This is a genomic window from Rhizobium leguminosarum (assembly GCF_019798305.1).
GTDB classification, from domain to species: Bacteria; Pseudomonadota; Alphaproteobacteria; order Rhizobiales; family Rhizobiaceae; genus Rhizobium; species Rhizobium leguminosarum_U.
In genome coordinates, this window is the sequence record NZ_JAAXDD010000010.1 from 1 (window position 1) to 26,186 (window position 26,186).

The window sequence follows — 26,186 nt, forward strand, 5'->3', positions numbered from 1 at the left end:
CTTGTGGCCGCCCATCTGGCCAGGGGCCGCGCTGCCCGTCTCACGCAAGCGCCGGACCCAGTCGATCGCGGTGCTGATGCCAATGCCGAAGCGCTTTGCCGCCGCTCGACACGACAGGCCCTCGCGCGTTACTGCGCCAACAACGCGTTCCCGAAGATCATCCGAAAAAGGTTTCGCCATCCAGACCAGCCTCCTGCACCGGCCAGAATGGTGAATCTGATTTGCACCACAAACGGAATCCCTGTTCCGATTCCGACTAAAACAATCCCGCTCTAAGGCTGCGCTTGGTGCAGTTACAGCTTTCTGCGTGCATCTGGGTATCGTTGTGAACGAGCGTTCGGAAGATCAAAGAAGGACTGTCCGCGACAGACTAATACGCGTGGATCGCACCAACTGCGGTCAAACAGCCAACCGTCCCAATACTCTTGACGGCTTCAAGGCATCCGCTACCGAACGAGACAGCAATCCCGTTCCCTCCCCAGTGGGAACAAGATGGTCGAAATCACCGAAAAAGGCATCGTCAAAATCGTTGCGGTTATAAAAGTCGAGTATCTGAACGTCACGGTCGCGCTCGGTGTAGCGTTGTAGTGTGTCAAACAGTTCCTGGCCGTTACCTACCTGTAATCGGAAATCTCTTCGCGCCGGGGGGATTACAATGATGACTTCGTGTCCGTTGCGAAACGCAAGATCGATCATCATTTCCAAGTATGGAACCGCGTCCCGTCGTGTGTTGAACCTCATGTGATCGGCCGCACGCTTTTCCGCCGTCACAGTTGCGGGCATGAAGCCCTTTCCATGGTCTGGCAAGAAGCCAGCACCGCCCGGCAAATGGACCGACATCTCACCTAGTTTTACGGCGACCGCCGCATTGAGAGATGCAAGCCGATGGCTCTCATATTCGAGGCCGAGGTTGAACAGCTCGTTGATTGCGACAGCTATCTCGCCTTCGGAAGGGGAGCTCTCAAGAAGCCAGCCTGGAGAAAATATCGAGTAAAATATGACGAGCGTTGAAAGGTTCAAGTTCTGTTCTGATAGCTTGCTGTACAAGTAGTAGGAATGTTTTAAGTCTTGGGATCGAGAGCAGAGGTTGAATGAACCCGGCACGAGCGAGGGATCGAAACCAAAATCGCCATGCGACGAACCGACGACTAAAGTCGTTATGTCGGAAGTGAACTCCCGAAGCATTGTGCGTTTTGCAACCAGAAGCAACACCTGTTCTTGAAATAGTGGCGGAAATGCAAATGCCATTGCTGGCTCCTTGACAACGCGACAGTCGCTAAAAGAGAGTGACAAGCTGTCGCGAACCTTACTATGCGTCCATCGCTCGCCTTCCAAGATCTCTCGCCATCGTTGCCGTCGTTCCGGACGCAGAACTGCCGCGCACTTTTGCTGGAATTTCTCTGATCTCAGGCAATCGGAAGGCGGATGATGAAACAGCTGCCGCTCGCATCCGAATGTTCGAGGCTGATATCGCCGCCAAGCGCCGTTAGAAACTCCCGTGCCGTCGTCAATCCGAGACCGGCGCCCTGGACCGCTCCCGCCTTCGGCAATTTCCAGAACGGCTCGAATATTCGCTCCCGATAAGCCGGATCGATGCCCGTTCCATTGTCGGAAATCCGGATGAACCAGTCCGTCCCCGCGCGCTCCGCGGCAATGGCGACATGCGGCGGCGCTTCCCCGCGATAGGTGAGGGCATTGGTCAAAAGATGCCGCAGCACCAGACCAAAGAGGGCAGGGTCGGTACGGATGGAGGGCAGGCCGTCGCTTTCAAGCGTCGCCTCGCGGACCGCCGTCTCGCCGGTCAGTTCACCCCAGACACTCTCGGCCAGCGCTTGCAGATCGACCTCTTCAGGCGTCACCTGAGGTGTGCCGCCGGCGAGGCTCATCAACGCTTTGGTGAGCCGCTGCGCCGTCTGCGCCTTTTCCAGGATCATCCGCAGGCTCTGAAGCTGTTCGCCGTCGAGCGTCTCCTCGAGATCGTCGAGCAGCAGCTCGGCATACATGGCGATGTGGCGGAGCGGCGATTGCAGGTCGTGCGAGGCGGTTGCGAGAAAACGCTTGATGCGCTCCTCGCTGTCTCCGGCGGCGGTGGTTTCCGGCGGTCTTGTCGGGTTGGATGACATCTGGCGGTTTCCCCGATCTCAATTGCAGCGCCGCGCGTCCTTTCAGACGCGCAAAGGCGCTGTAACACTTTGAATTGAAACATAATGCAGCAGCCGACAATAGAAAGAGGGCGCCGGCTCTGCAACCGGCGCCCTCTTCAAGAATGCGTTAAAAACGAAATAGAGCGCCGCGCGTCTTTTCAGACGCGCAAAGGACGCTCTATCACTTTGAATGGGCGCATAATCCCTTCCGAAAGTCGATCCCGATTTTCGGGGTTATGCGCTAGCTCGCGGACTTGCGCGGGCGACCCTGTTCCGGGGGGATGATCTCGACTGCCGTATCGGTTGCAGCTGCCTTGGCATGGCGGCGGCGCCAGTCGCCGAGGAAGAGCAGGATGGGTGCCGCGATGAAGATCGACGAGGCGCCGGCCACGAGAATGCCGAAGACCATCGGGATCGCGAAGCTCGAGACAGCACTACCGCCCCAGATCGCCATCGGCACCAGCGCGAGGAAGGCCGTCGCATTGGTGTAAAGGCTTCGCGCCAGCGTCTCGTTGATCGACTTGTCGATGATCTCGCGCAGCGGCATCGACTTGTAGAGCCGCATGTTTTCGCGCATGCGGTCATAGACGACGACCTTGTCGTTCACCGAATAACCGACAAGCGTCAGGATGGCGGCGATCGCCGTCAGATTAAAGTCGAGGCCAGTGATCGCGAAGAACCCGATCGCCTTGGTGACGTCGAGCACCAACGTGACGATGGCGCCGACGGCAAACGGCCATTCGAACCGCACCCAGATATAGATGAGCATCGCGAAGCTTGCGATCACCACCGACAGGATGCCGGCCCAGGCAAGCTCGCCGCTGACCTTCGGGCCGATGACGTCGGTGCCTTCGACGGTGGCGGTCGGATCGATCTTGGCGACTTCGGCCTTCAGCTTGGTCACCGCTGCCGTCTGCGCCTCTTCGCCGCCTTCCTGCCGTTGGGCACGAACAAGAATGCTGCTTTTGTCGCCGAAGGACTGCAGAGTGATTTCGCCGAGGCCGAGACTATCAAGACCTTCGCGGAACTTCGCAAGGTCGGCCGCACCCTGGGTCTTGACGGCCATCTGGATGCCGCCGCGGAAATCGACGCCGTAGTTGAGACCGGGATGAATGAAGAGCACGACGGAGGCAATCGAAAGCAGGGCCGAGACGGTGACGCCGAAGAAGCGGGCCTTCATGAACTCGATGTGCTTGTCATAGGGGCTGAACGGGATCAACGGCCGAATGTTCAGCACCTTGAGCTTGCGGCGGCGGGTGATCTCGATCATCGCGACACGCACGAAGGCGACCGATGTGAACATCGAGATGATCAGGCCGAGCGCCATGGTCACGGCAAAGCCGCGAACCGGTCCGGAGCCGAAAAAGAACAGGATGGCCGCAGCGATCAGGGCCGTCATGTTGCCGTCGATAATGGTCGAATAGGCACGGCGGAAGCCGGTGTCGATGGCGGCGAAGGCGCTCTTGCCCTTGCGCGTCTCTTCGCGGATGCGCTCGTTGATGAGAACGTTGGCGTCGACCGCGAGGCCAATACCGAGAACGACACCGGCAATGCCCGGCAGCGTTAGCGTCGCACCGACCAGCGTTAGCGCCGAGAAGGTCAGGATCGTGTGGATCAACAGCGCGATATTCGCCAGGAAGCCCCAGGTGCCATAGAGAACGAAGATGAAGGCTGCGACGAGCACAAAGCCGACGATGCCGGAATAAATGCCCATCTTGATGGCATCGGCTCCGAGGTCGGCGCCGACGGTGCGCTCTTCGATGACCGTCAGCTTGGCGGGCAGGGCGCCGGCGCGCAACATGGCGGCCAGCGTCGTGGCGCTATCGGCCGAGAAACTGCCGGAGATCTGGCCGGAACCGCCGGTGATCGGCTCGCGGATAACAGGCGCGCTCAGCACCTTGTCGTCGAGGACGATGGCGAAGGGATTGCCGACGTTCTGGCGGGTGATCTCGGCAAAGCGGCTGGCGCCGGCGCTGTCGAAGCGGAAGCTGACGATCGGCTCATGCGTGTTCGGGTCGAAGCTGACGCGGGCGTCCGAAAGGCGGTCGCCGGAGATTTCGACGCGGTCGAGGACCGGATAGGCCCTGCCTTCATCGTCCTTCAACATGGTTACGCCGGGTCCGGGCGCATTGTTCGGCGACAGCATGTGGAACGACATCTTGGCGGTGGAACCGAGCAGTTCGCGCAGGCGTGACGGATCCTGCGCACCCGGAAGCTGGACGAGCACGCGATTGGCGCCGATGCGCTGGATGGTCGGCTCGGAGACGCCGACCTGGTCGACGCGCTGGCGGATGACTTCGAGGCTTTGCTGGACGGCATTGTCGACATTGGCGGAAATGCCGGCCGGCGAGAAGCCGACGGTGATGGTGGCGCCGTTCGCAGTGACGGCCAGATCCGACTGGCCGGCGCTGAGGCCGGTGCTGATCGGGTTGGCAAGCGTCTTGAGTTCGGTGACGGCAGCATCGCTCTGCGCGGCATCGGCAAGCGTCACGACGATCTGGTTCTGGCTGCGGACCACCGCTTTCGGCTGGATGCCCTTTTCGCGCAGCACGCGGCGCGCGTCCTGAAGCAGCGACTGCAGCCGCTCCTTGGTCAGGTCGGCTTCGTCGACTTCCAGAACGAGGTGCGAACCGCCGCGAAGGTCGAGGCCGAGCGACACCTGCTCATGCGGCAGCCAGGCCGGCACGCGCTGGAGGACGGATTGCGGCAGGACGTTCGGCAGGGCGATCAATAGGCCGAGTAGGATGATCACCGTATAGGTGACCACCAGCCATCGTGAAGTACGCATGTTGTATTCCTTGATATCGAGGGCCGGCGCTCGGGCGCTGGCGGCATGTCGTCAATGGTCGGAAGCGCCGATCGGCGCGAGCGTCAGGCAGCGACCGGCGGTGCGCGCGGCTGATGGGTCCTGGAGACTGCGGCATGAAGCGAAGCTTCAAATGCCGGAAAAGGCGCGGCAATGGTCCAGCCGGAAAAATCGACAACCGGAGTGGCGGCAAGGGCAAGCGGTCCGGCGTCATGCGCTGCCTGCTTCGGTGCAAGCTTGCGTTCAGTCGCAAGCAGCCCGCGCACGGCATCGCGCGCAGTCAGCTGCGGCGGCTGCAAATCCCGATCGGAAGAGGAAAGCGTATTCACGGCGGCCGGCGAGATCACCAGATTGCCGCCGAAAAGCAGGCCGAGATAGGCAAGGACAGCGACGAGGAGGGAAGCGGCGATACGGCTCGTCAGACGGCGCTGGTCCAGCTCCATCCTCTCCGTCCCGGCGATGTCACTCCCGTATCGGCTCAAAAGCGCGCCAATCTCTCATTCTCTTCCCGGCGGCGGGTCATCCGTCGGCATAATTGTATCAGGCCCATGCCCGTCTTCATAGGGCACCCTCTCATGATGCACTTGGGCGAGCCGGTCAACCATGCCCAGCGCGATTTCACGCTCACCCGTGATGACCGACCTCGGCGTCGGAATGAGCGCGGGCGACGAGGAGGCTTGAAATCACGGGTCAAGGCGCAAGGGAAACAATTCTCACTCCTGCTCTCTGCCGCGCGGCGCATGCATAATTCAAACGGTTACAGTGCCCGCTGCGCCTCTCGAAAAGGCATGGCGGCTCTGTCATCGGGCAGGCTGAACCGGCTCGGGCGCCAGGCAGGCGGCAGAGACCTTGTAGGCAGAAAGCGCCTTGCCCTTGTAGTTGCCTTCCGTCGGCTGCCAGTTCTTCAGCACCTCGGGTGTCTCGGTGGCGCAGGTGAAGGGTCCGTCCGTCAGGAACAGCACCTTGCCGGTGGTGTCAACCGGCAGAGCGAATTCCTGCTCGTAATAGCTCTCCGGAAGGCCCGTGGGCGCCCGCGCATAGATCCGGTAGGATGCATCGCGGAGCGTATAAAAAAGATCGGCGACCATGTCGCGATTGTCGGTGACGATGATGTCGGTACCGGCCTGAGCTGCAAGTGCGGCGGCCTCGCGGCTGACGTCGGCACGGCCGAGATAGCGCTTCATCAGCGTGTCGCCGTTCGGCAGCAGCAACTGATGCGGAAAGATCATCGCCAACGGAAAGAGCAGACTTGCGATGCCGTTGATGGTCAGCGACAGCCTGAGCCCCTTCGGCCACATCCGGTAAAGCAGCCAGACGGCAAGAATGGTGCCCGCGACATAGGCAGTCACGGCCCAGTTGGCATAGGCCTTGGCGACCGTTGCCTGTAGTGTGATGAGAACCACCACCGGCATCGACAGCCAGACCAGCATCTTTTCGCGATCGTTGCTCCTACCCTTGATCATGCGATAGACCGCCCAGAGCATCGCAAAGAAGATGATCGGCCCGACCACGCCGAATTGGGCGGAGAAGAATTCAAGCCCGTGACGAACATTGATGCCGAGTTCGCTCCAATGGGCGATATCCTGCGTATGCCGCACCGTCGTATTGTCGTGCTGCAGATTCCACCAGAGATTCGGCAAGGCGACGACCGCCGCGACCGCGACCGCGATGATGAAATCCCGAATGGCGATGCGCGCCGCCGGAATGAGGAGGAGGGCAAGCGCGCCGCCCGGAACGACGAACAGCACGGCATATTTCGTCAGGAAGGCGAGGCCGACGCTAATGCCCATGACGAGCGCCAGCCCGACCGAGCGTCGCTGCGTCAAGCCGAAATAGGCAAGTAAGGCGATTGCGATGAAAAACAGCAGGATCACGTCGGTCGAGAAGAACACCGAAGAAAGCGCGACGCCCGGGAGCGTGATGTAGGTGGCGCCCGTCCAGCCTTCGATCTCCGGCCCGACGAAACGTTTTGCCGTCTTCATCAGCACGAGTGCGGCCGCCATGTGGATCAGCGGTCCGAGCAGCCTGATCCAATAGATGGCGTTGGAGCCGGAAAGCTCGGTCATCGCCCGGATCACCCACGCAATCATCGGCGGCTTGGAATAGTAGCCGAGATCGAGATTCTGTGACCACAACCAGTACTGTGCCTCGTCGACGAAAAGGTCCGTCGCATCGAAATTGAGCGTGACGACGCGCCAGAGCGTGAAGCCAAGAACGATGAGGAGACCAGATCTGGGGGACATGAACCGATAGTTCCGCTGACATGAAAGGCGCGAGTGCGATACACCAAAGGTGCCGGACTGCCAACGGGGAAGGGTGGGTTTTAGAACACCCGAAGGGCGCGGATGTCGCGGTTTGCGGCGAGAAAATCGAGACGGGCGACGGCGGCAAGCAGCGTCATTGCAATCATGCAGGAACCCAATCCGAGAACAATCATTGCTCTGTCCTTGTCGACGTCATGTCTTGGTTATCGACCGGCATATAACACGGAGCTTGCGTGTGCCTTGTAGCAGCCGTGCAACTCCGCAGCAGTATTTGTTGTGAACGGCCTTGAATTGCTTCAAAAGCCTGCACCGCGAAAGGCTTATTAACCTTCAAGCAAGGAATTAACCATAAACATTGGTTTACACGTCGGAATGGGAAGATGCACTCGTTCCCACCAGGCATGACGCCGTCCCGCCGTACCGGGTTGATCCGGTATCCATCTCTTCAGACAGCTCCGAAACATAGCTGATAAGGGGGCTCGATCCGCCGGTTGTAACCGGTGGTGAGGACCGTCTCCACGCTTCGCGTTCAACGGATGCTGCGCAAGTTTTTGGCCGGGCGTTCGCCCGGAAAGTGGTTGGGGACAGGCGTTGAGGCAGGATATGCCATCAGATCAGGCTCGTGGCGCGCAGGCAGGCAGCTTGCGCGACCGTCTGCGCTTTGCCGGTCTCGATGCCGACCAGTGCGAGCTGGTGCGCCGCAACCGGCCGGCCCTCGAAGCACATCTGAAGGCAGGCCTTAGGGATCTCTTCCACAGGTTCCAGTCATTCCCCGACGCCTCGCGCAATTTCGAGAGCGAGCGCCAGGTCGAGCGCCTGCACGATCTGCAGTCCTCGCATTGGGACGTGCTGACGGATGCGCGGTTCGACAGCCTCTATGCTGAGCGCGTCAAGGTTCTCTCCGATACTGAAAGCAAGATGGGCCTCGACCCGCGCTGGCACGTAGCCGGCCATGGCGTCATGCTGGAACATGTCGTTTCCGGCCTCGCCGAGGAGATCGCCGGCCGTCCGCTGCTGCCGTCGGCCAAGCGCCGGACCCGCGAAATCTCCGATCTGATGACAGCGATCATCCGCATCGTCATGGTCGATGTGGAAATTGCCGTCTCGCTTCGCTTCAATGCGCTGCGCGCCGTGGAGCAGCGCGCGCTCGCCGATCAGCGCGCCGACAACGAGGCCGAGATCGCCCTGATCTTCGGCGATGTCATCGAAGGCCTGTCCGCGCGCGACCTGACGCGACGCGCGCCTGTCGACGGCGATGGAGCCTATGGCGGGATCGCCGCCGCACTGAACGGCGCGTTGGATGGCCTCCAGGCCGAGTTCACCGCCATTACCGAGCGCACGGTCAGGGCCGAAGCGGCGACTGGCTCGCTTGCCGGTCTGTCGCGGCAGTTTGCCGGCACGGCTTCTGGTCAGGCCGACCGGCTGCAGCTTTCCGCCGCGGCCCTTTCCGGCATCGCCGGTAGCGTCCGCGATGGCGCCGCCGACAGCCGCGCTGCCGAACAGGCGGCCGCCACGACGCGCGCTGCCGTCGAGGAAAGCGGCGAGGTCGTCGGCCGCGCGATCAGCGCCATGGCCGATATCGAGCAGTCGGCCGAAAAGATCGGCCAGATCATCGGTGCGATCGACGAGATCGCCTTCCAGACCAATCTCCTGGCGCTGAATGCCGGCATCGAAGCTGCTCGCGCCGGCGATTCCGGCCGCGGTTTTGCCGTCGTCGCCCAAGAAGTCCGCGCCCTTGCCCAGCGCTCGGCCGAAGCCGCCCGCGAGATCAAGACGCTGGTGACGACGACCAAGGCGCAGGTCAATGCCGGCGTGCAGATGGTCGGCCGCACACAGGATTCGATCGGCAGCATCGTACGTCAGGTCACCGACATCAACGCCGCCATATCAGGCATCGCCACTCGAACCGGCGAACATGCCGCAAGCCTCGACAGCGTAACAGCCGACGTCAAGGGCCTGGGTGGCGAGGTCGCCGATAGTGCCGGCCTTGCGGAGCGCTCGGCTGAAGGCGCCGACCACCTCCACGCCGTCATTCTCGAACTCGGCCAGACGATTCGCGAATTCCGCATCGCCCGGGAAAACGCCACTGCCGGGCGCCCTGCGCCGGTTCGCGTGACGCCGCCGCGCGCCATCGAGGTCGCCGCTCGTCCGGCACTGGCCGAGGACGGATACGAAAATGACGATTTGGGCCTTCCGCAGCCCTTCGCAAGCGTCGGAGGTGGGCGGAATGTTTACTAACCTATCGGATGATCGCCTCAGCTCGTCTTCTCGGGCCGGGGATAAGGGGACAAGGAAAAGCTGATGGCAGCAAAGAAGAGTGGCAAGACGCTGGATTTGACAGCGGTGCTCGACCTCAACGAGGCTTCCGCCTTGCGCGATAAACTCCTCTCTCTCAGGGGTAGCGGTCTTTCGATAGACGCTTCCGGCGTTGAACGGATCGGTGCTCTTTGCGCCCAGGTTCTGATGTCCGCCGAAAAGACCTGGGAGCAGGACAAGCAGCCGTTCACCTTCTCCAAGGTGTCCGACGCATTTCAGAAAACCATGCAGCTGGTGGGCGTCAATATTGACCACCTGCTTGCCAAGGAGATTCGGCAATGAAGAAAAAAGTGCTGACCGTGGATGATTCCCGCACCATCCGAAACATGCTTCTCGTGACGCTGAACAATGCCGGCTTCGAGACCATCCAGGCGGAAGACGGCATCGAGGGCCTCGAGATCCTCGAAGAGTCCAATCCTGACGTCATCGTGACCGACATCAACATGCCGCGCCTCGATGGTTTCGGCTTCATCGAAGGTGTCCGCCGCAACGAGAAATATCGGGCGATCCCGATCCTGGTCCTGACCACCGAAAGCGACGCGGAAAAGAAGAACCGCGCCCGCCAGGCCGGTGCCACGGGCTGGATCGTCAAGCCTTTCGACCCGGCCAAGCTGATCGATGCCATTGAGCGTGTAACCGCTTAAACCCAGGATTTGCTCCTATGGATATGAACGAAATCAAAGAGATCTTCTTCCAGGAGTGCGAGGAACAGCTCGCCGAGTTGGAATCCGGTCTTCTGAAAATGAATGATGGCGATCGCGATCCGGAAACCGTCAATGCGGTGTTCCGTGCCGTGCATTCGATCAAGGGCGGCGCCGGCGCCTTCGGCCTTGACGATCTGGTCGCCTTCGCCCATGTCTTCGAGACCACTCTCGATTGCGTTCGATCCAACAAGCTTGAGCCGAACCAGGACGTCCTGAAGGTGATGCTGAAGTCGGCCGACGTGCTCGCCGACCTGACGAATGTTGCGCGCGACGGCGGCAGCGTCGATGAAAGCCGCAGCCGCGGCCTCGTCAGGGAGCTCGAGGCATTGGCCAACGGTGAAATGCCGTCTCCCTCGGCATCAGCTGAGGCGCCTGCACCGAAGGCCGCCGCAAAGGCCGCTCCGGCGCCGACCCCCAAGCCGACGGACGACAGCGGCTTCCAGCCAGTCCCCTTTTCCTTCGACGATTTTGGCGGCGAGGGCGATGCGGCCGGCATACCGTCCTATGAAGTCATCTTCAAGCCGCGCTACGAACTCTATTCCAAGGGCAATGACGCCACCCTGCTGCTGCGTGATCTCTCGCGCCTCGGTGAAATGACGATCTATTGCAATACGGGTGACCTGCCGGGTCTCGAGGAACTTGATCCGGAAGGCGCTTATTTCTTCTGGAACGTCACGATCAAGACGGACAAGGGCGAGGACGCCATTCGCACCGTCTTCGAATTCGCCGAGTGGGATTGCGAACTGACGGTGAAGCCGGTCGAAGAAGCAAGGGCCGACGCGACCAGCAACGACGAACTGCCGATGGTGCCGGTTCCCTTCGATTTGTCGATCCTGGATGAAACCGGCGCAACGGAAGAGATTTCCCTCTCAGACGCGCGCGCCGAAGAGACGAACGCCGCCGTTGCCGCCGCCGAGACTGCCTCCAACGTCACGCAGTTGGTCGCCGCCCGCGTCGAGAAGAAGGAATCGGCAGCCGCCGCAGCGGCCGCTGCAAGTGCTGCCGCCCAGAACAATGCCGCCGGTGCCGGCCAGACGATCCGCGTGGATCTCGACCGTGTCGACCGCCTGATCAACCTCGTCGGCGAATTGGTCATCAACCAGGCGATGCTGTCGCAGAGCGTCATCGAGAACGACACGACCGGCACCTCCTCGATCAATATGGGCCTCGAGGAGCTGCAGCAGCTCACCCGCGAGATCCAGGACTCGGTCATGGCGATCCGCGCGCAGCCGGTAAAGCCGGTCTTCCAGCGCATGTCGCGTATCGTCCGCGAAATCGCCGACATGACCGGCAAGTCCATCCGCCTGATCACCGAAGGTGAAAACACCGAAGTCGACAAGACGGTCATCGACAAGCTGGCCGAGCCGCTGACCCACATGATCCGCAATGCCGTCGACCATGGTATCGAAACGCCCGAAAAGCGTGCAGCCGCCGGCAAGAACACCGAAGGCACGGTCCGCCTGACCGCCAAGCATCGTTCCGGACGCATCCTGATCGAGCTTGCCGACGACGGCGCCGGCATCAACCGCGAGAAGGTCCGCCAGAAGGCGATCGACAACGACCTCATCCCGGCCGACTCCAACCTTTCGGACGAGGAAATCGACAACCTGATCTTCCTGCCGGGCTTCTCGACGGCCGACAAGATCTCCGACATCTCCGGCCGCGGCGTCGGCATGGACGTCGTCAAGCGTTCGATCCAGGCGCTCGGCGGCCGCATCAACATCACCTCGAAGCCGGGCCACGGCTCGGTCTTCACCATGAGCCTGCCGCTGACGCTCGCCGTCCTCGACGGCATGGTGGTCACCGTCGCCGGCCAGACGCTGGTCGTGCCTCTGACGGCAATCGTCGAAACCCTGCAGCCGGAAGCTGCCGCGATCCACTCCTTCGGCGCGAACCACCGGCTGATCTCGATCCGCAACAGCTTCTGCCCGCTGGTCGATGTCGGCCGCATCCTGAACTTCCGCGCGACCCAGGCCAATCCGGTCGAGGGCGTGGCGCTTCTGGTGGAATCCGAAGGCGGCGGCCAGCGCGCTCTGATGGTCGATGCCATCCAGGGTCAGCGCCAGGTGGTCATCAAGAGCCTGGAAGCGAACTACACCCATGTGCCGGGCATTGCCGCCGCCACCATTCTCGGTGACGGCCGCGTCGCTCTCATCCTCGATGTCGACGCGGTTGTCGGCGCCTCGCGCGGCCAGTCGCTCAAAGCGGAAATGTCGCTAGCAGCGGTGGGATAAGCGAATGTCGTACACCGTAAAAAATCTGAACGAGGGGGATCGCGAGCTGATCGCGTTCCGCATCGGGGATCAGGAATTTTGCGTGAGCATCATGTCGGTTCGCGAAATCCGGGGCTGGACCCCGGCGACCGCGATGCCGCATTCGCCGACGTATATGCTGGGTGTCATCAACCTACGCGGCGTGGTGCTGCCGATCATCGATCTTGCGGCCCGACTCGGCATGAAGCCGGCCGATCCGCCCGCCCGTCACGTCATCATCGTCGCCCAGGTCCGGCGTAAGGTCGTCGGCCTGCTGGTCGACGCCGTTTCCGATATCCTGACGGTGACCGACGAAACCATCCAGCCGACGCCCGAAATCTCCTCCGAACTCGAGCGTCAATTTGCCCGTGGCGTTCTCGCGATCGAGAAGCGCATGATCTGCCTGATCGAACTCGAATCCCTCTTTCCAGAGACCGAAAGCGAAGCCGCATGAGTGTAATGGGCGCAAAAGATCAGAGACAGGGATCCGACGAGGTCCTGGCGAGCGGAGAATATCCGCTGACGCGCCGCGACCTCACTGAGATCGCCGCAATGATCTATTCGGATGCCGGCATCTTCCTCAACGAGACGAAGGCGTCGCTCGTCTATTCGCGCCTGTCGAAGCATATCCGCAATCTCGGTCTGTCCGGCTTCCGGGAATATTGCGATCTCGTCGCTTCGCCGGCCGGCGCCGCACCGCGCCGCGAGATGCTTTCGCACCTGACCACCAACTTTACCCGCTTCTTCCGCGAGAACCACCATTTCGACCACCTGCGCGACCATGTCCTGCCGGAACTTCTGCAGCGGGCGAGATCGGGCGGCAGAGTGCGCATCTGGTCGGCCGCCTCCTCCGATGGGCAGGAGCCCTATTCGATCGCGCTGACGGTGCTGTCGCTGATGCCGAATGTCGCGGATTACGACTTCAAGATCCTGGCAACCGACATCGACCCGAAGATCCTCGCGATCGCCCGGGCCGGCGCCTATGACGAGAGCGCGCTCGAAACCGTTTCGCCGGCCATGCGCAAGCAATGGTTCAGCGAAGTCGAGGTTCAGGGCCGCAGGAAGTTTCAGGTCGACGACCGCGTAAAGCGGCTGATCACCTACAACGAGCTGAACCTGATGGCGCAATGGCCGTTCAAGGGCAAGTTCGACGTCATCTTCTGCCGCAACGTCGTCATCTATTTCGACGAGCCGACGCAGACGAAGATCTGGCAGCGTTTCGCCGGCCTGCTGCCGGAAGGCGGCCACCTCTATATCGGCCATTCGGAGCGAGTTTCGGGTGAGGCAAAACACGTCTTCGACAATATCGGCATCACGACCTATCGCTATACGGCCAAAGGTCTCGGGAGGAAGGCATGAGCGCTCCGGCAAGGGTTCTCGTTGTTGACGACTCCCCGACGATGCGGGGCCTGATCACCGCTGTGCTGAGTTCGGACCCTGAGGTCAACGTCATCGGCCAGGCCGGCGACGCGTTGGAGGCGCGCGAGGCAATCAAGCGGCTGAACCCCGACGTCCTGACGCTCGACATCGAGATGCCGAACATGAACGGTCTCGATTTTCTCGAAAAGATCATGACGCTGCGTCCGATGCCGGTGATCATGGTATCCACAATGACCCATCGCGGCGCCGAGGCGACGCTTGCGGCGCTGGAGATCGGCGCGTTCGATTGCGTCGGCAAGCCGGCTCCGGGCGAAACCAGGCCCTTCGGCGACCTCGCCGAAAAGGTCAAGGCCGCCGCGCGCACGCAACGCCAGTATTCCCAGCCTGTTGCCGCTGTGCCACCGCCCTCGGTCGCCGATTTCCGCGTCGGCCGCAAGATCGTCGCGATCGGCTCGTCGACCGGCGGCGTCGAGGCGCTGATTGCCGTGCTGCAGAAATTCCCGGCGAATTGCCCGCCGACCGTCATCACCCAGCATATGCCGCCGACCTTCACCAAGAGCTTCGCCGAACGGCTGAACCGCCTCTGTGCGCCGGTGGTGCAGGAAGCGACCGATGGTGCCCGTCTCGAAATCGGCAAGATCTATCTGGCTCCCGGCGGAGAGCGTCATCTGCAGGTCAGCGGTGCCTCGGCGCCGTGCTGCCGTCTCATCGACCGGGCGCCGGTCAACGGTCACCGCCCCTCGGTGGACGTACTTTTCGATTCGGTCGCGGAACTGGCCGGCCGCAACGCTGTCGGCGTGATTTTGACCGGCATGGGCCGCGATGGCGCCGCCGGATTGTTGAAAATGCGCCACGCCGGCGCCAGAACGCTCGGCCAGAACGAAAAAACCTGTGTCGTTTACGGAATGCCAAGGGTTGCTCACGAACTTGGCGCCGTTGAGCAGCAGCTTCCGCTGTCTGCCATCGGTGAAGAAATATTGAAAATGACAGCCGCCCGAAAGGAAGGGACCGAATAAATGTCGATCGCGGAGAAAATCAAAGTTCTGATCGTCGATGATCAGGTAACGAGCCGGTTGCTGCTCAGCGATGCGCTGACCCAGCTCGGTTTCAAGCAGATCACGTCGGCGGGCGACGGCGAGCAGGGCATGAAGATCATGGCCGAGCAGCCGCACCACCTGGTGATCTCGGACTTCAACATGCCGAAGATGGATGGCATCGGCTTCCTTCAGGCCGTGCGCACCAACCCGAACACCAAGAAGGCGGCCTTCATCATCCTCACCGCCCAGGGCGACCGCGCACTGGTGCAGAAGGCGGCCCAGCTCGGCGCCAACAACGTGCTCGCCAAGCCGTTCACGATCGAGAAGATGAAAGCGGCCATCGAAGCCGTGTTTGGAGCCCTGAAATGATCACTGAGGGGGCAGCCCGCCGCGTGCATATCATTCAGGGCGAGTACAAGGTTCTGAACGATCCGAATGCGGTCCTCTCGACTATTCTCGGTTCGTGCGTGGCTGCGTGCCTCAGAGATCCTGTCGCCGGTGTCGGCGGCATGAACCACTTTTTGCTGCCCGGTTCGGCGACGTCGCCGACAACAGGTGGCGATGCCACGCGGTACGGCGTGCATCTGATGGAACTGCTGATCAACGGTCTCCTGAAGCAGGGCGCCCGGCGTGACCGACTGGAGGCAAAGATCTTCGGCGGCGCGAAGACGATCTCGACATTCTCCAATGTCGGCGAGCAGAACGCGGCCTTCGCCGTGCAGTTCCTGAGGGATGAAGGCATTCCGGTGGTCGGTTCCTCCACAGGCGGAGAGCATGGACGCAAGCTTGAATATTGGCCGGTCTCCGGTCGTGCCCGGCAATACCCCCTGACCGGCGCCGAAACGCAGAGAACCGTCGCTCTCGAGCAGCGCCCCGCCGCTCCGCAGAAGCCCGTCGAAACCAGTATCGAATTTTTTTGATGGCGAGGATTTTCATATGACATTTAACCCGATGATGGAGCCACCTGCGCCAGTCGAAGCGCTGAGCGACATTCTGATGCGCATCGTGTCCGAACTGCACGACGTCGCCTACCTCATCGAGCGCATCGAGCCGCAGCTTCTTGAACTCGGCGGCGCCGAAATCCTGAACTCGCCGGATGCCATGAAGGTCATGCAGGGCATCGATCTGGCCGTGCAGAAGTCGCGCGGCCTTGCCGAATTCATCGACACCATCACCGGCGAAATCCCACACGGCTGGTCAGTCGACGTCGCGACCGCGCTCAGCCTCGTCAAGCTGGCCGAGATGCAGAAGGCATTGGGCGGCGCTACGCGCCACGGCCACTCCCAGCCATTGAGCAAGGCAGCCGGCGACTTCGATTTCTTCTAGGGTCTTTTGGGCCAGCACCCGCTTCACGAAACGCTCGCACAAGTTTCGCCGACTATTCGTCAGATGAGGCAATAAGCCTGCTTTGTCTTTGACGGATTGTGCGAGAACAGAATGAATCTGTTAAATCAATTAATTCAGATCTTTAAGAACTTCGGTTCCCTTGGCCGAACACGCCTGATGATTCTCGGAGGCGTCGGTGCCGTCTCCATCGCAATCGTCCTTGCAGCCGCCCTTTTCGTCAACAAGCCGGCACAGGAAACGCTCTATGTCGGTCTGGACTCGCCGGATCTCAACCAGATCAGCATGGCGCTTGCCGAAGGCAACGTCGATTTCCAGGTCGGCACGGACGGCTCCAGCATCAGCGTCCCCGCGGGGATGACGGGCAAGGCCCGCCTGATGCTTGCCGAGCGCGGCCTGCCGAACAGCGCCAACGCCGGTTACGAGCTCTTCGATAATGTCGGCTCCCTCGGCCTGACCTCCTTCATGCAGGAGGTGACGCGGGTTCGCGCTCTGGAAGGCGAAATCGCCCGCACCATCCAGTCGATCTCGGGTATAACAGCCGCACGCGTCCATATCGTCATGCCGGAGGTCGGAAACTTCCGAAAGGCGGAGCAGAAACCGACTGCGTCCGTCATGATTCGCGCCAGCGCCACAACTGGACGCAGCGCAGCGACCTCGATCCGTCATCTTGTCGCCTCGGCCGTGCCGGGACTTGACGTCGATGACGTGACCATCCTTGATTCCGCCGGCCAGCTGCTCGCTTCCGGCGACGAGGCGAGCAACAGCTCGCTGAATCGTTCGCTCAACATCGTCCAGAACGTTCAGCAGGAAGTCGAATCCAACATCGACAAGGCGCTGGCACCCTTCCTTGGCATGGACAACTTCCGCTCCAGCGTCACCGCCGATCTCAACACCGACGCCCAGCAGATCCAGGAAACGACCTACGATCCCGAATCCAAGGTAGAACGCTCGGTTCGCTCGACGAAGGAAGCCCAGCAGTCGCAGCAGAAGCAGTCCGATAGCGCGACGACGGTCGAGCAGAACATTCCGCAAGCGGCCCCTGCGGCCGGCGGTTCCGCCGGGCCCGAATCGCAGGACAAATCCGACAAGCGCGAAGAGCAGACCAACTACGAAATCAACAGCAGGACGACAGCGACGACCCGCAACAGCTATAAGGTCGAGAAGCTTTCGATCGCCGTGGTGGTCAACAAGGGCCGCATCGCCAAGATGGTCGGAGAACCCGCCGACCAGACCAAGGTTGACGCCTATCTTGCCGAAATGCAGAAGATCGTCGCTTCGGCGGCCGGCATCGACGCCAAGCGCGGCGACGTCGTCACCGTCACGGCCATGGACTTCCTCGAGAACCAGCTGCTCGAAGACGCCACCGGTGGTGTCCGCGTCATGGACATGCTGAGCCGCAATCTTGCCGGCATCATCAACTCGCTCGCCTTTGTCGCGGTCGCCTTCGTGGTCGTCTGGATGGGCCTGCGGCCTCTGGTGCGCAGCGTCAGCGGCAACGGCAGCTCTGCGGCTTTCGGCGACGCCACGCCGGAAGCGGCCGGCCTCGAGCTTCCGGACTTCGCGCCTGCATCGGGAGCGGCCGGGGGCGCTCTCATGGACGGCTTCGGATCCGATTTCGGCTTCGACAGTACCGAGGACCTGCTCAGTCTCGGCGACGACGATGGAAACTTCAATCGGCGCGTCAAGGAAGGCCCGGAACGCAAGCTTTCCCGAATGGTCGAGATCAACGAGGAACGCGCCGCGAAAATCCTCAGGAAATGGGCGATCGACGAGGCAGCGTAAATCAAAGGCCGGGCAACCGGCCTTTCTTAATGTGTGCGCCAGGCATGGCGCGTGGTGCGTGAGCACCGATTGGCCGGGCTGGTATCCGGCCGATGACTTGGAGGTGGAAGTCCTCTGCGGGCCCCGGTGATGGGAACCGTTAGCCGAACAGCAAGGGCGTCGTCGCGAGGCGGGGTTTGAAGGCAGCTGTAAGCAAAGTGCCGGCCTGACGAACAGGAAGCGCATATGAGGCGTCCGCATCCGGGCAAGGGGGCACATAGACCCGAAGCCCGATATCACCCGGAGGGTGCGGCCGTAGATGCGCCAGGTATATGGCACGAAGGTCACGCGTCTTACCCTGGGAGGCCTGCCGGCCTGTAACGGCGCAGCGTGCACATGACTCGGCCAGCAACAGCCGCGGTCCCTGGTGGAACGCCGGGGCCAGCCATATGAACGATGCCTTCCCGTAAGCTCTTCTTCGACCAGCTCGGGCTGATCACGCTTCAGCAGGAGCTTCGACGCCTAAATCACGCCTCATGAACCGCCGTGTACGGAACCGTACGCACGGTGGTGTGGGAGGAGGGACGCCGCAAGGCTCCCTCCTACCCGATCGGTACCGAAGCTTGCTTCCCTAACCGCGCATTGCTGAAAAGCCGTGACGGGAGCTGCGAGAGACTATGCAGGACAATCAGGGTCGGGGATTCGAATAAGACGAAAGACCCGACCCGCGAAATGCGACTGCAGAGCGATATGATGAGATCGACTCGCGTAAAACGCGAAGCAAGTTGCGGTTCCGCCAGAATCACCTTAGCCTCCATCTATCTTGAAGGCTGGAATGAGTGATCGAATCAGTGCATGGGCGACAGCGAATGTAAATCCCTAGAAGTCGGAGATGGTGATTTGCATCGCCGGGCTTACCCTTGGGTGATTCGAAATGGGATTCGAGCGGGACTTGAATTGAATCCCTTACAGAAAAATTGCTGTTGCACCGAGTTCGATCGTTTCTCAGCCGCAGGACATTGCCAATGGATATGAATGTAATTCAGGCGAGCAAAGGCGAGAGGCATATGGCGAATTTCGCGAGTGCTGTGGTGCCGGATCTGTTGCCACGCGATGAGCTGCTCCAGCGCCTCCACGGTGTCGCTAGCACCGGCAGGTTGCAGTCTGGTTTGCGCGCACTGACGGACTACGTGGGTGCTTCGCACTACCTTCTGGCGCGCTGCGATCTCCTCCAGGAAAGTGGCCTCGATTTCATCGTCTCGTCGGACTGGCCCTTCGACCTGGTCAGGGACATCGCCAATGATCTGGTCCGCGGTTATGCCCGCTCGACCGAGTTGGAAAAATGCATGCAGGTTTTCCAGCCGAATTTTGCCCTTCTGCCTGACAGTGCCGAAGTTCCGGACGGCGCTAGCCGCCAATATTGTTCGGTGACCTTCAATGTCGGCCGGTCGCGGCTGGCTCTCATCTTCCTGTTCGGCGAAGGGTTCATCCTTTCGCCGGAGCGCCTGCGGGATGTAGGCCTGCTTGCAGGTTATGTCGCGAGCTTCCTTCGCTGCGGTGGTACGAAGGTCGATCGCGATTTCGAATTGACCGACCGCGAGCTGGAATGCCTGTTCTGGATCGCCGAGGGCAAGACCAGCGACGAGATCGCGATGATCCTCGGAATCTCTCGCAATACCATCAACAACTACATCACCAGCGTGATGCGCAAGACGGCGACCAAGACCCGGTCCGAGGCCATTGCCTTCGCCGTCCGCAATAATCTCGTATAGGGGGATCTATGGCGTATCCAGCAGGCAGGACCATGAGCAGTGCTGAGCAACTGCGCATGGTGCGTGTGAACAGGATTTCCAGCCGGTCCGATCTTTTTCCGCGGCTGATCGCGATGCAGAAGCTCGCCGATGCGCAAGGGTTCGCAATCTTCCGCGTCAGCGGCTCGGGTCTTCCGGCAAAGCAGCGCCTTGTCTGCGAACTCGAGAACTGGGGGCCTTCCAATGCCGGTTTCGGCAAGGCCTTCACGGATGCTTACGGCGATATTCTTCTCGATCATATCGACAAGTCGCTGCTGCCGCTCTCATGGGCCGGCGCTTACGACCGTGCGGCACCCGGTCCGGCGGACTTCTCGCCGTTCATGGCGCGGCTGCAGGACGGTATTCTGCCTTTCTCCGGCCTTGCCTTTCCGGTGCGGCTCGGCGCCGTCGGCAATGGTTTCATCCTTTTCACCGGCGATGAGCTCGATCCCTCGAGCGATACCATCGTCGAGCTGCACGGTCGCTGCTGCCATATCATGATGGATCTTCTCTCGCTCGACGAACGTCGCACGGCTGCCGCCGAGGCGCTCAGCGAACGCGAGATCGCCTGTCTGCAGCTTGCCGGCGACGGCCGCATCAGCGAAGAGATTGCCGACAAGCTTGGGCTGTCCGTGCACACCGTGAACGCCTATCTCGGCTCGGCGACCATCAAGCTCGATTCCGTCAATCGCATCCAGGCGATCGCCAAGGCGATCCGGCTCGGCTATATCAGCTGAACGCGTGCCGTCCCTTTCAGCGTCGCGCGTCTTTTCAGACGCGCAAGCGACACTGTAACGCTTTGAATTGCTGTCCAAGGCGAACGTGAAAGCTCGGTTGTCTTGAAAGAAGTCAGCCGGCCAGCGCCTGAGGCGGCTGGTTGACGCTGTAACGCGCTTCCCGAAGGCTCTTTTTGAGGAAGATGGTGTTCTTGTCGGGATCGGCCGAGGGATCCTGGAAAGCGATATGATTGATCTCGATGCCGGCGTGATCTTCGGCAAGGGTGAGCTGCGCGTAGACGGTGACGCCGCGCGGCTTGATTTCCAGGTCGAGAACGACTTCGGGCTTGCCGCCCCACTCCAGCGTATAATTGCCGCCCAGGCCGAAATTCACCGTGCCCGGATGAAAGAAAAGCTCCGCCGCCGAAGCGACGAGATCGGAAAGATTGCCGTAATACTCGAAGCGCAGCAGTGAAATAAGGTCAGAAGCATCCAGAAGGCGCAGCTCAGTGGCGACCGGGCTGATCGCGTCTGCGAGGATCTTTTCACGCTGGGTAGAGTGGGGGCATTTTTTCATTCGGCTTATCTGACCCGTTTGTTCTTGGCGTCTGCAGCGTAGACCCGGTGAATGAGCTCCGCAACCGCCTTGTAGAAGACTGACGGGATGACACTATCGATCGAGACTTGCGCAAACATGGAGCGCGCAAGCGGCGGATCCTCGAACACCGGTATGCCGTTCTGCTCGGCAATCTCCCTGATTTTGAGCGCGATGAGGTCCTGACCCTTGGCCAGCACCACCGGCGCATCGTTCTCTTCACGCGCGTAACGCAGCGCCACCGCATAGTGCGTCGGGTTTGCAATCACCAGCGTCGCGCGGTGCACGTTGGCGATCATGCGCCGGCGCGCGCGGTCGCGCATCAGCGAGCGCTGCCGGCTCTTGACGAAGGGGTCGCCCTGCGCCTGTTTGTTTTCTTCCTTCACCTCGTGCCGCGTCATCTTCAGCTCGGTGAACCAGTGATGGCGCGTCCAGAAAAGATCGGCGATTGCCACGATCGCGGTGGCGATCAGCATGACGATAATGATCTTGCGCATCGCTGCCATAATTCGCACGAGAATCGTCTGCGGATCGGAGAACATCGCGTCGATCGAGCCGAAATATTCGCTCCTGAGCACGAAGAACAGGATCACCCCGACGACGACGACTTTGAACAGCGATTTTCCGAATTCGACCAGGCCGGGTACGCTGAACAGCCGTGACCAGCCTTTGATCGGCGAGATTCGCGAGGCCTGCGGTCGGATGCGTTCAAGCACCAGTGTCGGCAGGTTTTGGAAGACGGAGGAGGCGATGCCGAACACCATAAACAGGATGAAGGCGGGCGCCACCAGTGCCGCACTTGCCCAGCCGAGCCGCCCGAACAGCGCCAGCACATCCGGTCCCGTCTCGATCTTCCATTGGTCGGGCTGTTCGAAGATGTCGCGCAGCGTTTCACTCATGCGTCCGACGCTGTCGGGAAGGAAGAATACGAGGTAAATGAAGGTAGCGAGGATCGTCGCAAAGATCGAAAGTTCGCGCGAAGACGGCACGTTGCCCTTTTCCGCGGCATCGCTTTGCTTTTTCGCGGTTGGGGCTTCTGTTTTGCTGTCCTTGTCATCGTCTGCCAAGTCGCGGCCCTCCGTCAAAGAAATAGGCCGCAGCAAATGCATGTCGCCCAAAAACGTGCAGGGTTTTGGGATGACGACATGCATCAAAACAAAGACCTAAATCGCGTCGCACGAACCGAGTTCCATGCGACGCGCTTTAGAGCGCAGCCTGTTGCGGGAAGGGTAGTCGCCTGTCGCGCGGCGATCAACCGCGGCCTTTCGGCATGCCGGATTTGTCAACAGTCTCGAAGAGCCAAAGCATATCGCGCAATTGTGTGCAGCGGTTTTGCGACAACGACATGGGTAAAATAGAGACATAAAGCGCGAGGCGCGAATCTGAAAGATCGCGACGCGCTTTAGGCGGCTGCCGAAGCGTCGCCTTCCTTTTCCTTGAGTTCGATCTGGCCGGAATTGGCCAGGCGAATCGCTTCCTGTGCCACGGCGCGACGGGCAATCGCGATCTCGCGCGGATTGACGCCGCCCATGCCGCTCTGCAGATCCGATTCGATCATGCGGCGCTGGCGTGGGCTGATGGCGGAGAGAACCGATTCGCGGATTTCGGGCGGCGACCCGCGCAGCGCGACGGTGAGCACATCCGTCGAGATGTCGTTGAGCAGCATGACGCGGCTGCGCTGCGGCATGTACATGAGGTCTTCGAACAGGAAAATCTTCGGGCGAACCTTGTTGACCGACTCGCGGCTGATCGATTCGAGCGAGGTGAGCAGCGTGTCGACCTGCGGCTTGTCGAGTTCGTTCATCAGATCGGCGACCTTCGTCGAGCCGGCTGCATTACGCTCTGCCTCGACCTCGGCAAGCAGCGTCATGACCTGGTTTTCGATGATCTGCGCAGCCTTCGGGCTGACCGCCTTCATGTTGACCGTTCTGTTCATGATGTCGGCGCGGCGGTTGTCGGGAAGCTGCAGCAGCACCTTGGCGCCGAAGGAGGAGGGCATCATCGAAAGAATATAGGCGACGGTCTGCGGATGTTCGCGCAGCAGGAACTGCGCGACGAATGTCGGCTCCGCCTCGCTGAGGCGATCCCAGATTGAGGTTTCGTAGGCCTGGAATGCGGTGCGGCGGCCGAGCAGGCTGTCGACCTCGTCGGGTGTCAGGCCTTCTTCTAGAATGGCCTCGATCGCCTTGGCGTTGTCCATCAGTCCGGCGCCCTCGGTGAAGAGGTCTTCGAACTCGGAGACGAGCAACAGCAGTTCGTCCGGCGGAATGGCGCGCAGCGACTGGGCGGAAGAGATTATGGTCTGCAGTTCGGCCTGGGTGAAATATTTCAACAGCCGGCCGGCGACTCCTTTTCCCATAGCGAGAAGAACAGCCGCTGCCTTTTCAGCCTGGGTCAACGGTTTCCCGGCTAGCGCGCCGCCGAAATCGTCAAAGTCCATCATGGTCTAACCTCTCCGTCCCACACAGGGATCAGGCTTTTTTCGTACTCAAAACTTCTATCAGTTTCACACCGAATCGCGTGTCGTCGTTATCAAGCACCGTAATCTCGCCGCGGGCAATCCTGCGGCCATTCACCATGATCTCGACCGGTTCGCCGATCTTCTTGTCAAGGGCGATCGTCGCCCCTTCATTGAGGTTCATCAGGCCGGAGACCTGCATCCGGCTGGTGCCGAGCATGATCTGGACGTCGATCGGGATGTCCATGATCAGGTCGAAGTTGGAGTTCAAAGCGCTGCCGAGCGGGGCCGGCGACGCCTCGAAGGAGGAGCTGCTGCCGAAATCCATGCCGGCAGCCGGGCTGGCATCGCCGCCGCCGAAGTCGCCGCCGAAATCGTCGCTTCCAAAAGGGGTTTCCGAAGTCTCGCCGCCAAAGGCCGCCAGGTCCGTTCCTGCTGCGAAGGGGTCGCTCTGCAGGTCGTCGCCAAACTGCGACAGGTCGCCATCGGCATCCTGCTTCAGCACGCCGCGCAGATCGTCGATCGCCTGGTCGAGATCTGCTTCGCTGCCCGGAAGATCCAGGGAGAGGTCGCTGTTCTGCTGTGTTTTCTTCGTAGCCATGAAATCACTATTCCAGTTGAAACTTGCCTCAAACTGCCTTTGCAGCCTAAAAGCCAGAGAACCGATTAATTCATTAAATGACGGATGAGTTCATCATCCGAGTTCATCGTATCCTTGACGCGGACCATGTAATTTTCGCCTGAACGCCCGAACTCGCATACATACAATTCCTTGGTGTTGGCGCTCACCTCGACGCGCACATCGCCGTGATCGCGGAACGGAATGACGTCGCCGACCATCAGCTTCGATATTGTCCGCAGCGTTAAGTCCTGCAGCCTGATCTTGGCCTCGAGCGTGACATGTGAGCGGCGGACCTGATCGCCGAGCTGTTCGGTCCATTCCACTGAGTTGCTGCTGGCCTGGCGTTTCGGCTTCGGCGGCGTCACCTTGGTCTTGAGCAGTGCCGTCTGCGGAACAATCAACGAAAATTCCGAAACGATGCCGGCAAGCGTGATCGACATGTTGATGGCGGCTGCGAATTCATCCGGACGATCCTCCTGCGGCCGGGCGCGCATGTCATGGGCGTGCGGGGCCGAAAGGCTCGGTTCGAAACCACCCGGCGCACTGACGGCCGAGCGCAGCACCTTGGCGATCTTGTCGAAGACCATGACCGCCAGATCGAGCTCGATGATCGAAAGCACCCGATCGGCCGGTTCCTCGATCGTATCGGCTGTGGCGCCGAGCAGATGCTCCATCAGCGTGATGACGAAGCCGTTGCCGCAGGCAAGCGTAATGTTCTGCGACCAGTTGCGCTGCGTCGCGTCGACGAGGGTGACGTTCGCGCTCAGGTCTTCGATGAGGTGGTTCTTGTAGCCAATCTCGCAGCCGAGATAATTGACCGTCACGTCGAGGCCGGTCTCGCTTTTGATGACGTCGGGAAAGAATTCGCTGTAGATTTCCCCGAAGGAACTGCAGATCTTGGCGACCCTGCCTCTGTCGCCAAGCCCGCCTGTCAGCTTGGCAAGGAGGGCAGGATCCATTGCCGGTTTGTCGTGCGAAGCATTGCTCATAGTCATTTAAGCCGCCTTGTTCTCGCCACCTGGGTTCATCATTTCCTGCTCGACCGCATCGATGGACGGACGCTCGTAAGCCGAGATCGTCTTGCGGCCGTATTCGAGCGCGACCTGCGGCACCGAGCCGTTCATATAGGCAAGCAGCGTCTGCTTGACGATGACGTAGAGACGGTGCTGCTTGTTGCGCACGACCTTGATCTGGGAGACCAGCGGCGAGCAGACGCAGTAGGACAAGAGAATGCCGAGGAACGTGCCGACGAGCGCCGAGCCGATCAGGTGGCCGAGCACCTCAGGCGAATCGTTGATGTGGGCCATCGCCTTGATGACGCCGAGAACGGCCGCAACGATGCCGATCGCCGGGAAGGAATCGCTCATGATCTGGATCGAGTGGTAGGGCTTCATCTTGTCGTGCATGATGGTGTTGAGCTCTTCGTCCATCAGCGCCTCGATCTCGTGGCTGCGGGCGTTGCCGATGATGATCAGGCGGACGTAGTCGCAGATGAACGCCGTCAGCTCCTTGTTCTTCAGAACCGTCGGAGCCGACTGAAAAATCGTCGATTCCGCCGGATTGTCGATATGGGCTTCGATCTCGTTTCGCGACTTGGTGCGCAGGTCGCGCATCAGCGAATAGAGCACGCCGAGCGTATCGAGATAGTTGCGTTCCTTCGGCACGGCGTGCCTGAAGGCTTCGCTGAGCGCCTTGCCGGAATCCTTCACCACCTTCATCGGGTTCGCCATGATGAAGCTGCCGAGGCCGGCGCCACCGATGATGAGGAATTCGAAGGGCTGGAGCAGCGCATCCACTTCGCCGCCCATCGCCATGAAGCTGCCGACGATACAGCCGCAAGTCACTATAAATCCGATAATGATATTCATCGTCAGCCCAATCTGAACGTTGCATTCCTTTGAGACGGATAGGGTTTCTGCCTTGCGTGAGGCTGATGAAAGGCCCGATCGCCAAGCATTTCCGCGTGCCAGCTTCGCGCAAGCATCTGCCGTCAG

25 protein-coding genes and 1 pseudogene are annotated in these 26,186 nt (G+C 60.8%); 13 read left to right on the plus strand and 13 right to left on the minus strand.

The window, feature by feature from the left end:
- From HFO99_RS18545 to HFO99_RS18575, 7 genes and pseudogenes are all read right to left on the minus strand, one after another.
- Positions 1 to 180 (minus strand): helix-turn-helix domain-containing protein (locus HFO99_RS18545; RefSeq protein ID WP_222362775.1); only part of this gene is annotated, 180 nt, incomplete at its 3' end.
- Positions 181 to 399: 219 nt separating this feature from the next.
- On the minus strand, positions 400 to 1,248 hold the full coding sequence (locus HFO99_RS18550) for a hypothetical protein (protein WP_222362776.1): 849 nt from the start codon (positions 1,246 to 1,248) through the stop codon (positions 400 to 402).
- A 158-nt stretch (positions 1,249 to 1,406) separates the two neighbouring features.
- Positions 1,407 to 2,123: a sensor histidine kinase gene (locus tag HFO99_RS18555; RefSeq protein WP_222251127.1), complete on the minus strand. Its 717-nt coding sequence runs from the start codon at positions 2,121 to 2,123 to the stop codon at positions 1,407 to 1,409.
- A 262-nt stretch (positions 2,124 to 2,385) separates the two neighbouring features.
- Positions 2,386 to 4,932, minus strand: coding sequence for a protein translocase subunit SecD (gene secD, locus HFO99_RS18560; protein ID WP_222251129.1), 2,547 nt, complete (start codon positions 4,930 to 4,932; stop codon positions 2,386 to 2,388).
- A gap of 83 nt (positions 4,933 to 5,015) precedes the next feature.
- Entirely contained in the window at positions 5,016 to 5,393 is a 378-nt protein-coding gene (locus tag HFO99_RS18565; RefSeq protein WP_222251131.1) for a hypothetical protein, read from the minus strand.
- 54 nt (positions 5,394 to 5,447) lie between these two features.
- Positions 5,448 to 5,631, minus strand: a pseudogene (locus tag HFO99_RS18570) (sodium:proton antiporter); the annotation flags it as partial.
- Positions 5,632 to 5,750: 119 nt separating this feature from the next.
- Entirely contained in the window at positions 5,751 to 7,193 is a 1,443-nt protein-coding gene (locus HFO99_RS18575; protein WP_222362777.1) for an ArnT family glycosyltransferase, read from the minus strand.
- A 624-nt stretch (positions 7,194 to 7,817) separates the two neighbouring features.
- On the opposite strand from HFO99_RS18575, the gene HFO99_RS18580 reads away from it, so the two are divergent.
- From HFO99_RS18580 to visR, 13 genes are all read left to right on the plus strand, one after another.
- Complete coding sequence (locus HFO99_RS18580) at positions 7,818 to 9,452, plus strand: globin-coupled sensor protein (protein ID WP_222362778.1); 1,635 nt, start codon at positions 7,818 to 7,820, stop codon at positions 9,450 to 9,452.
- A gap of 63 nt (positions 9,453 to 9,515) precedes the next feature.
- Positions 9,516 to 9,812: an STAS domain-containing protein gene (locus HFO99_RS18585; protein WP_003545491.1), complete on the plus strand. Its 297-nt coding sequence runs from the start codon at positions 9,516 to 9,518 to the stop codon at positions 9,810 to 9,812.
- Positions 9,809 to 10,174, plus strand: coding sequence for a chemotaxis response regulator CheY1 (gene cheY1 / locus HFO99_RS18590; protein WP_017958972.1), 366 nt, complete (start codon positions 9,809 to 9,811; stop codon positions 10,172 to 10,174). Before HFO99_RS18585 ends, cheY1 begins: the two co-directional genes overlap by 4 nt.
- A 17-nt stretch (positions 10,175 to 10,191) precedes the next feature.
- Positions 10,192 to 12,468: a chemotaxis protein CheA gene (locus tag HFO99_RS18595; protein WP_222362779.1), complete on the plus strand. Its 2,277-nt coding sequence runs from the start codon at positions 10,192 to 10,194 to the stop codon at positions 12,466 to 12,468.
- A gap of 4 nt (positions 12,469 to 12,472) precedes the next feature.
- Positions 12,473 to 12,940 carry a chemotaxis protein CheW gene (locus HFO99_RS18600; RefSeq protein WP_222362780.1) on the plus strand — a complete coding sequence of 156 codons (468 nt, stop codon included), beginning with the start codon at positions 12,473 to 12,475 and terminating at the stop codon, positions 12,938 to 12,940.
- Entirely contained in the window at positions 12,937 to 13,845 is a 909-nt protein-coding gene (cheR, locus tag HFO99_RS18605) for a protein-glutamate O-methyltransferase CheR (RefSeq protein ID WP_162117830.1), read from the plus strand. The genes HFO99_RS18600 and cheR overlap by 4 nt, the downstream gene beginning before the upstream one ends.
- Positions 13,842 to 14,882 carry a protein-glutamate O-methylesterase CheB gene (gene cheB / locus HFO99_RS18610; protein WP_017967013.1) on the plus strand — a complete coding sequence of 347 codons (1,041 nt, stop codon included), beginning with the start codon at positions 13,842 to 13,844 and terminating at the stop codon, positions 14,880 to 14,882. The genes cheR and cheB overlap by 4 nt, the downstream gene beginning before the upstream one ends.
- Positions 14,883 to 15,272 (plus strand): response regulator, encoded by a 390-nt coding sequence (locus HFO99_RS18615; protein WP_003556488.1) that lies wholly within the window; start codon positions 14,883 to 14,885, stop codon positions 15,270 to 15,272.
- On the plus strand, positions 15,269 to 15,823 hold the full coding sequence (gene cheD, locus HFO99_RS18620; protein ID WP_017967014.1) for a chemoreceptor glutamine deamidase CheD: 555 nt from the start codon (positions 15,269 to 15,271) through the stop codon (positions 15,821 to 15,823). The genes HFO99_RS18615 and cheD overlap by 4 nt, the downstream gene beginning before the upstream one ends.
- 16 nt (positions 15,824 to 15,839) lie before the next feature.
- Positions 15,840 to 16,229, plus strand: a complete 390-nt coding sequence (locus HFO99_RS18625) for a hypothetical protein (protein WP_164576294.1) — start codon at positions 15,840 to 15,842, stop codon at positions 16,227 to 16,229.
- Between the two features lie 111 nt (positions 16,230 to 16,340).
- Positions 16,341 to 18,032: a flagellar basal-body MS-ring/collar protein FliF gene (gene fliF, locus HFO99_RS18630; RefSeq protein WP_222362781.1), complete on the plus strand. Its 1,692-nt coding sequence runs from the start codon at positions 16,341 to 16,343 to the stop codon at positions 18,030 to 18,032.
- Positions 18,033 to 19,036: 1,004 nt separating this feature from the next.
- The gene (visN, locus tag HFO99_RS18635; protein WP_222362782.1) at positions 19,037 to 19,783 is read left to right on the plus strand and encodes a transcriptional regulator VisN; all 747 of its coding nucleotides are present in this window, start codon (positions 19,037 to 19,039) and stop codon (positions 19,781 to 19,783) included.
- 8 nt (positions 19,784 to 19,791) lie between these two features.
- Positions 19,792 to 20,538 carry a transcriptional regulator VisR gene (gene visR / locus HFO99_RS18640; RefSeq protein WP_222362783.1) on the plus strand — a complete coding sequence of 249 codons (747 nt, stop codon included), beginning with the start codon at positions 19,792 to 19,794 and terminating at the stop codon, positions 20,536 to 20,538.
- A gap of 112 nt (positions 20,539 to 20,650) precedes the next feature.
- Here visR and HFO99_RS18645 read toward each other — a convergent pair whose 3' ends face one another.
- The 6 genes from HFO99_RS18645 to motA all read right to left on the minus strand — a co-directional run bounded on the left by HFO99_RS18645 (position 20,651) and on the right by motA (position 26,060).
- Positions 20,651 to 21,094: a hypothetical protein gene (locus HFO99_RS18645; RefSeq protein ID WP_222362784.1), complete on the minus strand. Its 444-nt coding sequence runs from the start codon at positions 21,092 to 21,094 to the stop codon at positions 20,651 to 20,653.
- 5 nt (positions 21,095 to 21,099) lie between these two features.
- Positions 21,100 to 22,179 (minus strand): flagellar biosynthesis protein FlhB, encoded by a 1,080-nt coding sequence (flhB, locus tag HFO99_RS18650; protein ID WP_222362785.1) that lies wholly within the window; start codon positions 22,177 to 22,179, stop codon positions 21,100 to 21,102.
- A 335-nt stretch (positions 22,180 to 22,514) separates the two neighbouring features.
- Complete coding sequence (gene fliG, locus HFO99_RS18655; RefSeq protein ID WP_003556501.1) at positions 22,515 to 23,555, minus strand: flagellar motor switch protein FliG; 1,041 nt, start codon at positions 23,553 to 23,555, stop codon at positions 22,515 to 22,517.
- Between the two features lie 28 nt (positions 23,556 to 23,583).
- Positions 23,584 to 24,171 carry a flagellar motor switch protein FliN gene (gene fliN / locus HFO99_RS18660; RefSeq protein WP_018244803.1) on the minus strand — a complete coding sequence of 196 codons (588 nt, stop codon included), beginning with the start codon at positions 24,169 to 24,171 and terminating at the stop codon, positions 23,584 to 23,586.
- 65 nt (positions 24,172 to 24,236) lie between these two features.
- Positions 24,237 to 25,187, minus strand: coding sequence for a FliM/FliN family flagellar motor switch protein (locus HFO99_RS18665; protein WP_222362786.1), 951 nt, complete (start codon positions 25,185 to 25,187; stop codon positions 24,237 to 24,239).
- Positions 25,188 to 26,060 carry a flagellar motor stator protein MotA gene (gene motA / locus HFO99_RS18670; RefSeq protein ID WP_017967022.1) on the minus strand — a complete coding sequence of 291 codons (873 nt, stop codon included), beginning with the start codon at positions 26,058 to 26,060 and terminating at the stop codon, positions 25,188 to 25,190.
- Between the last annotated feature and the right edge of the window lie 126 nt (positions 26,061 to 26,186).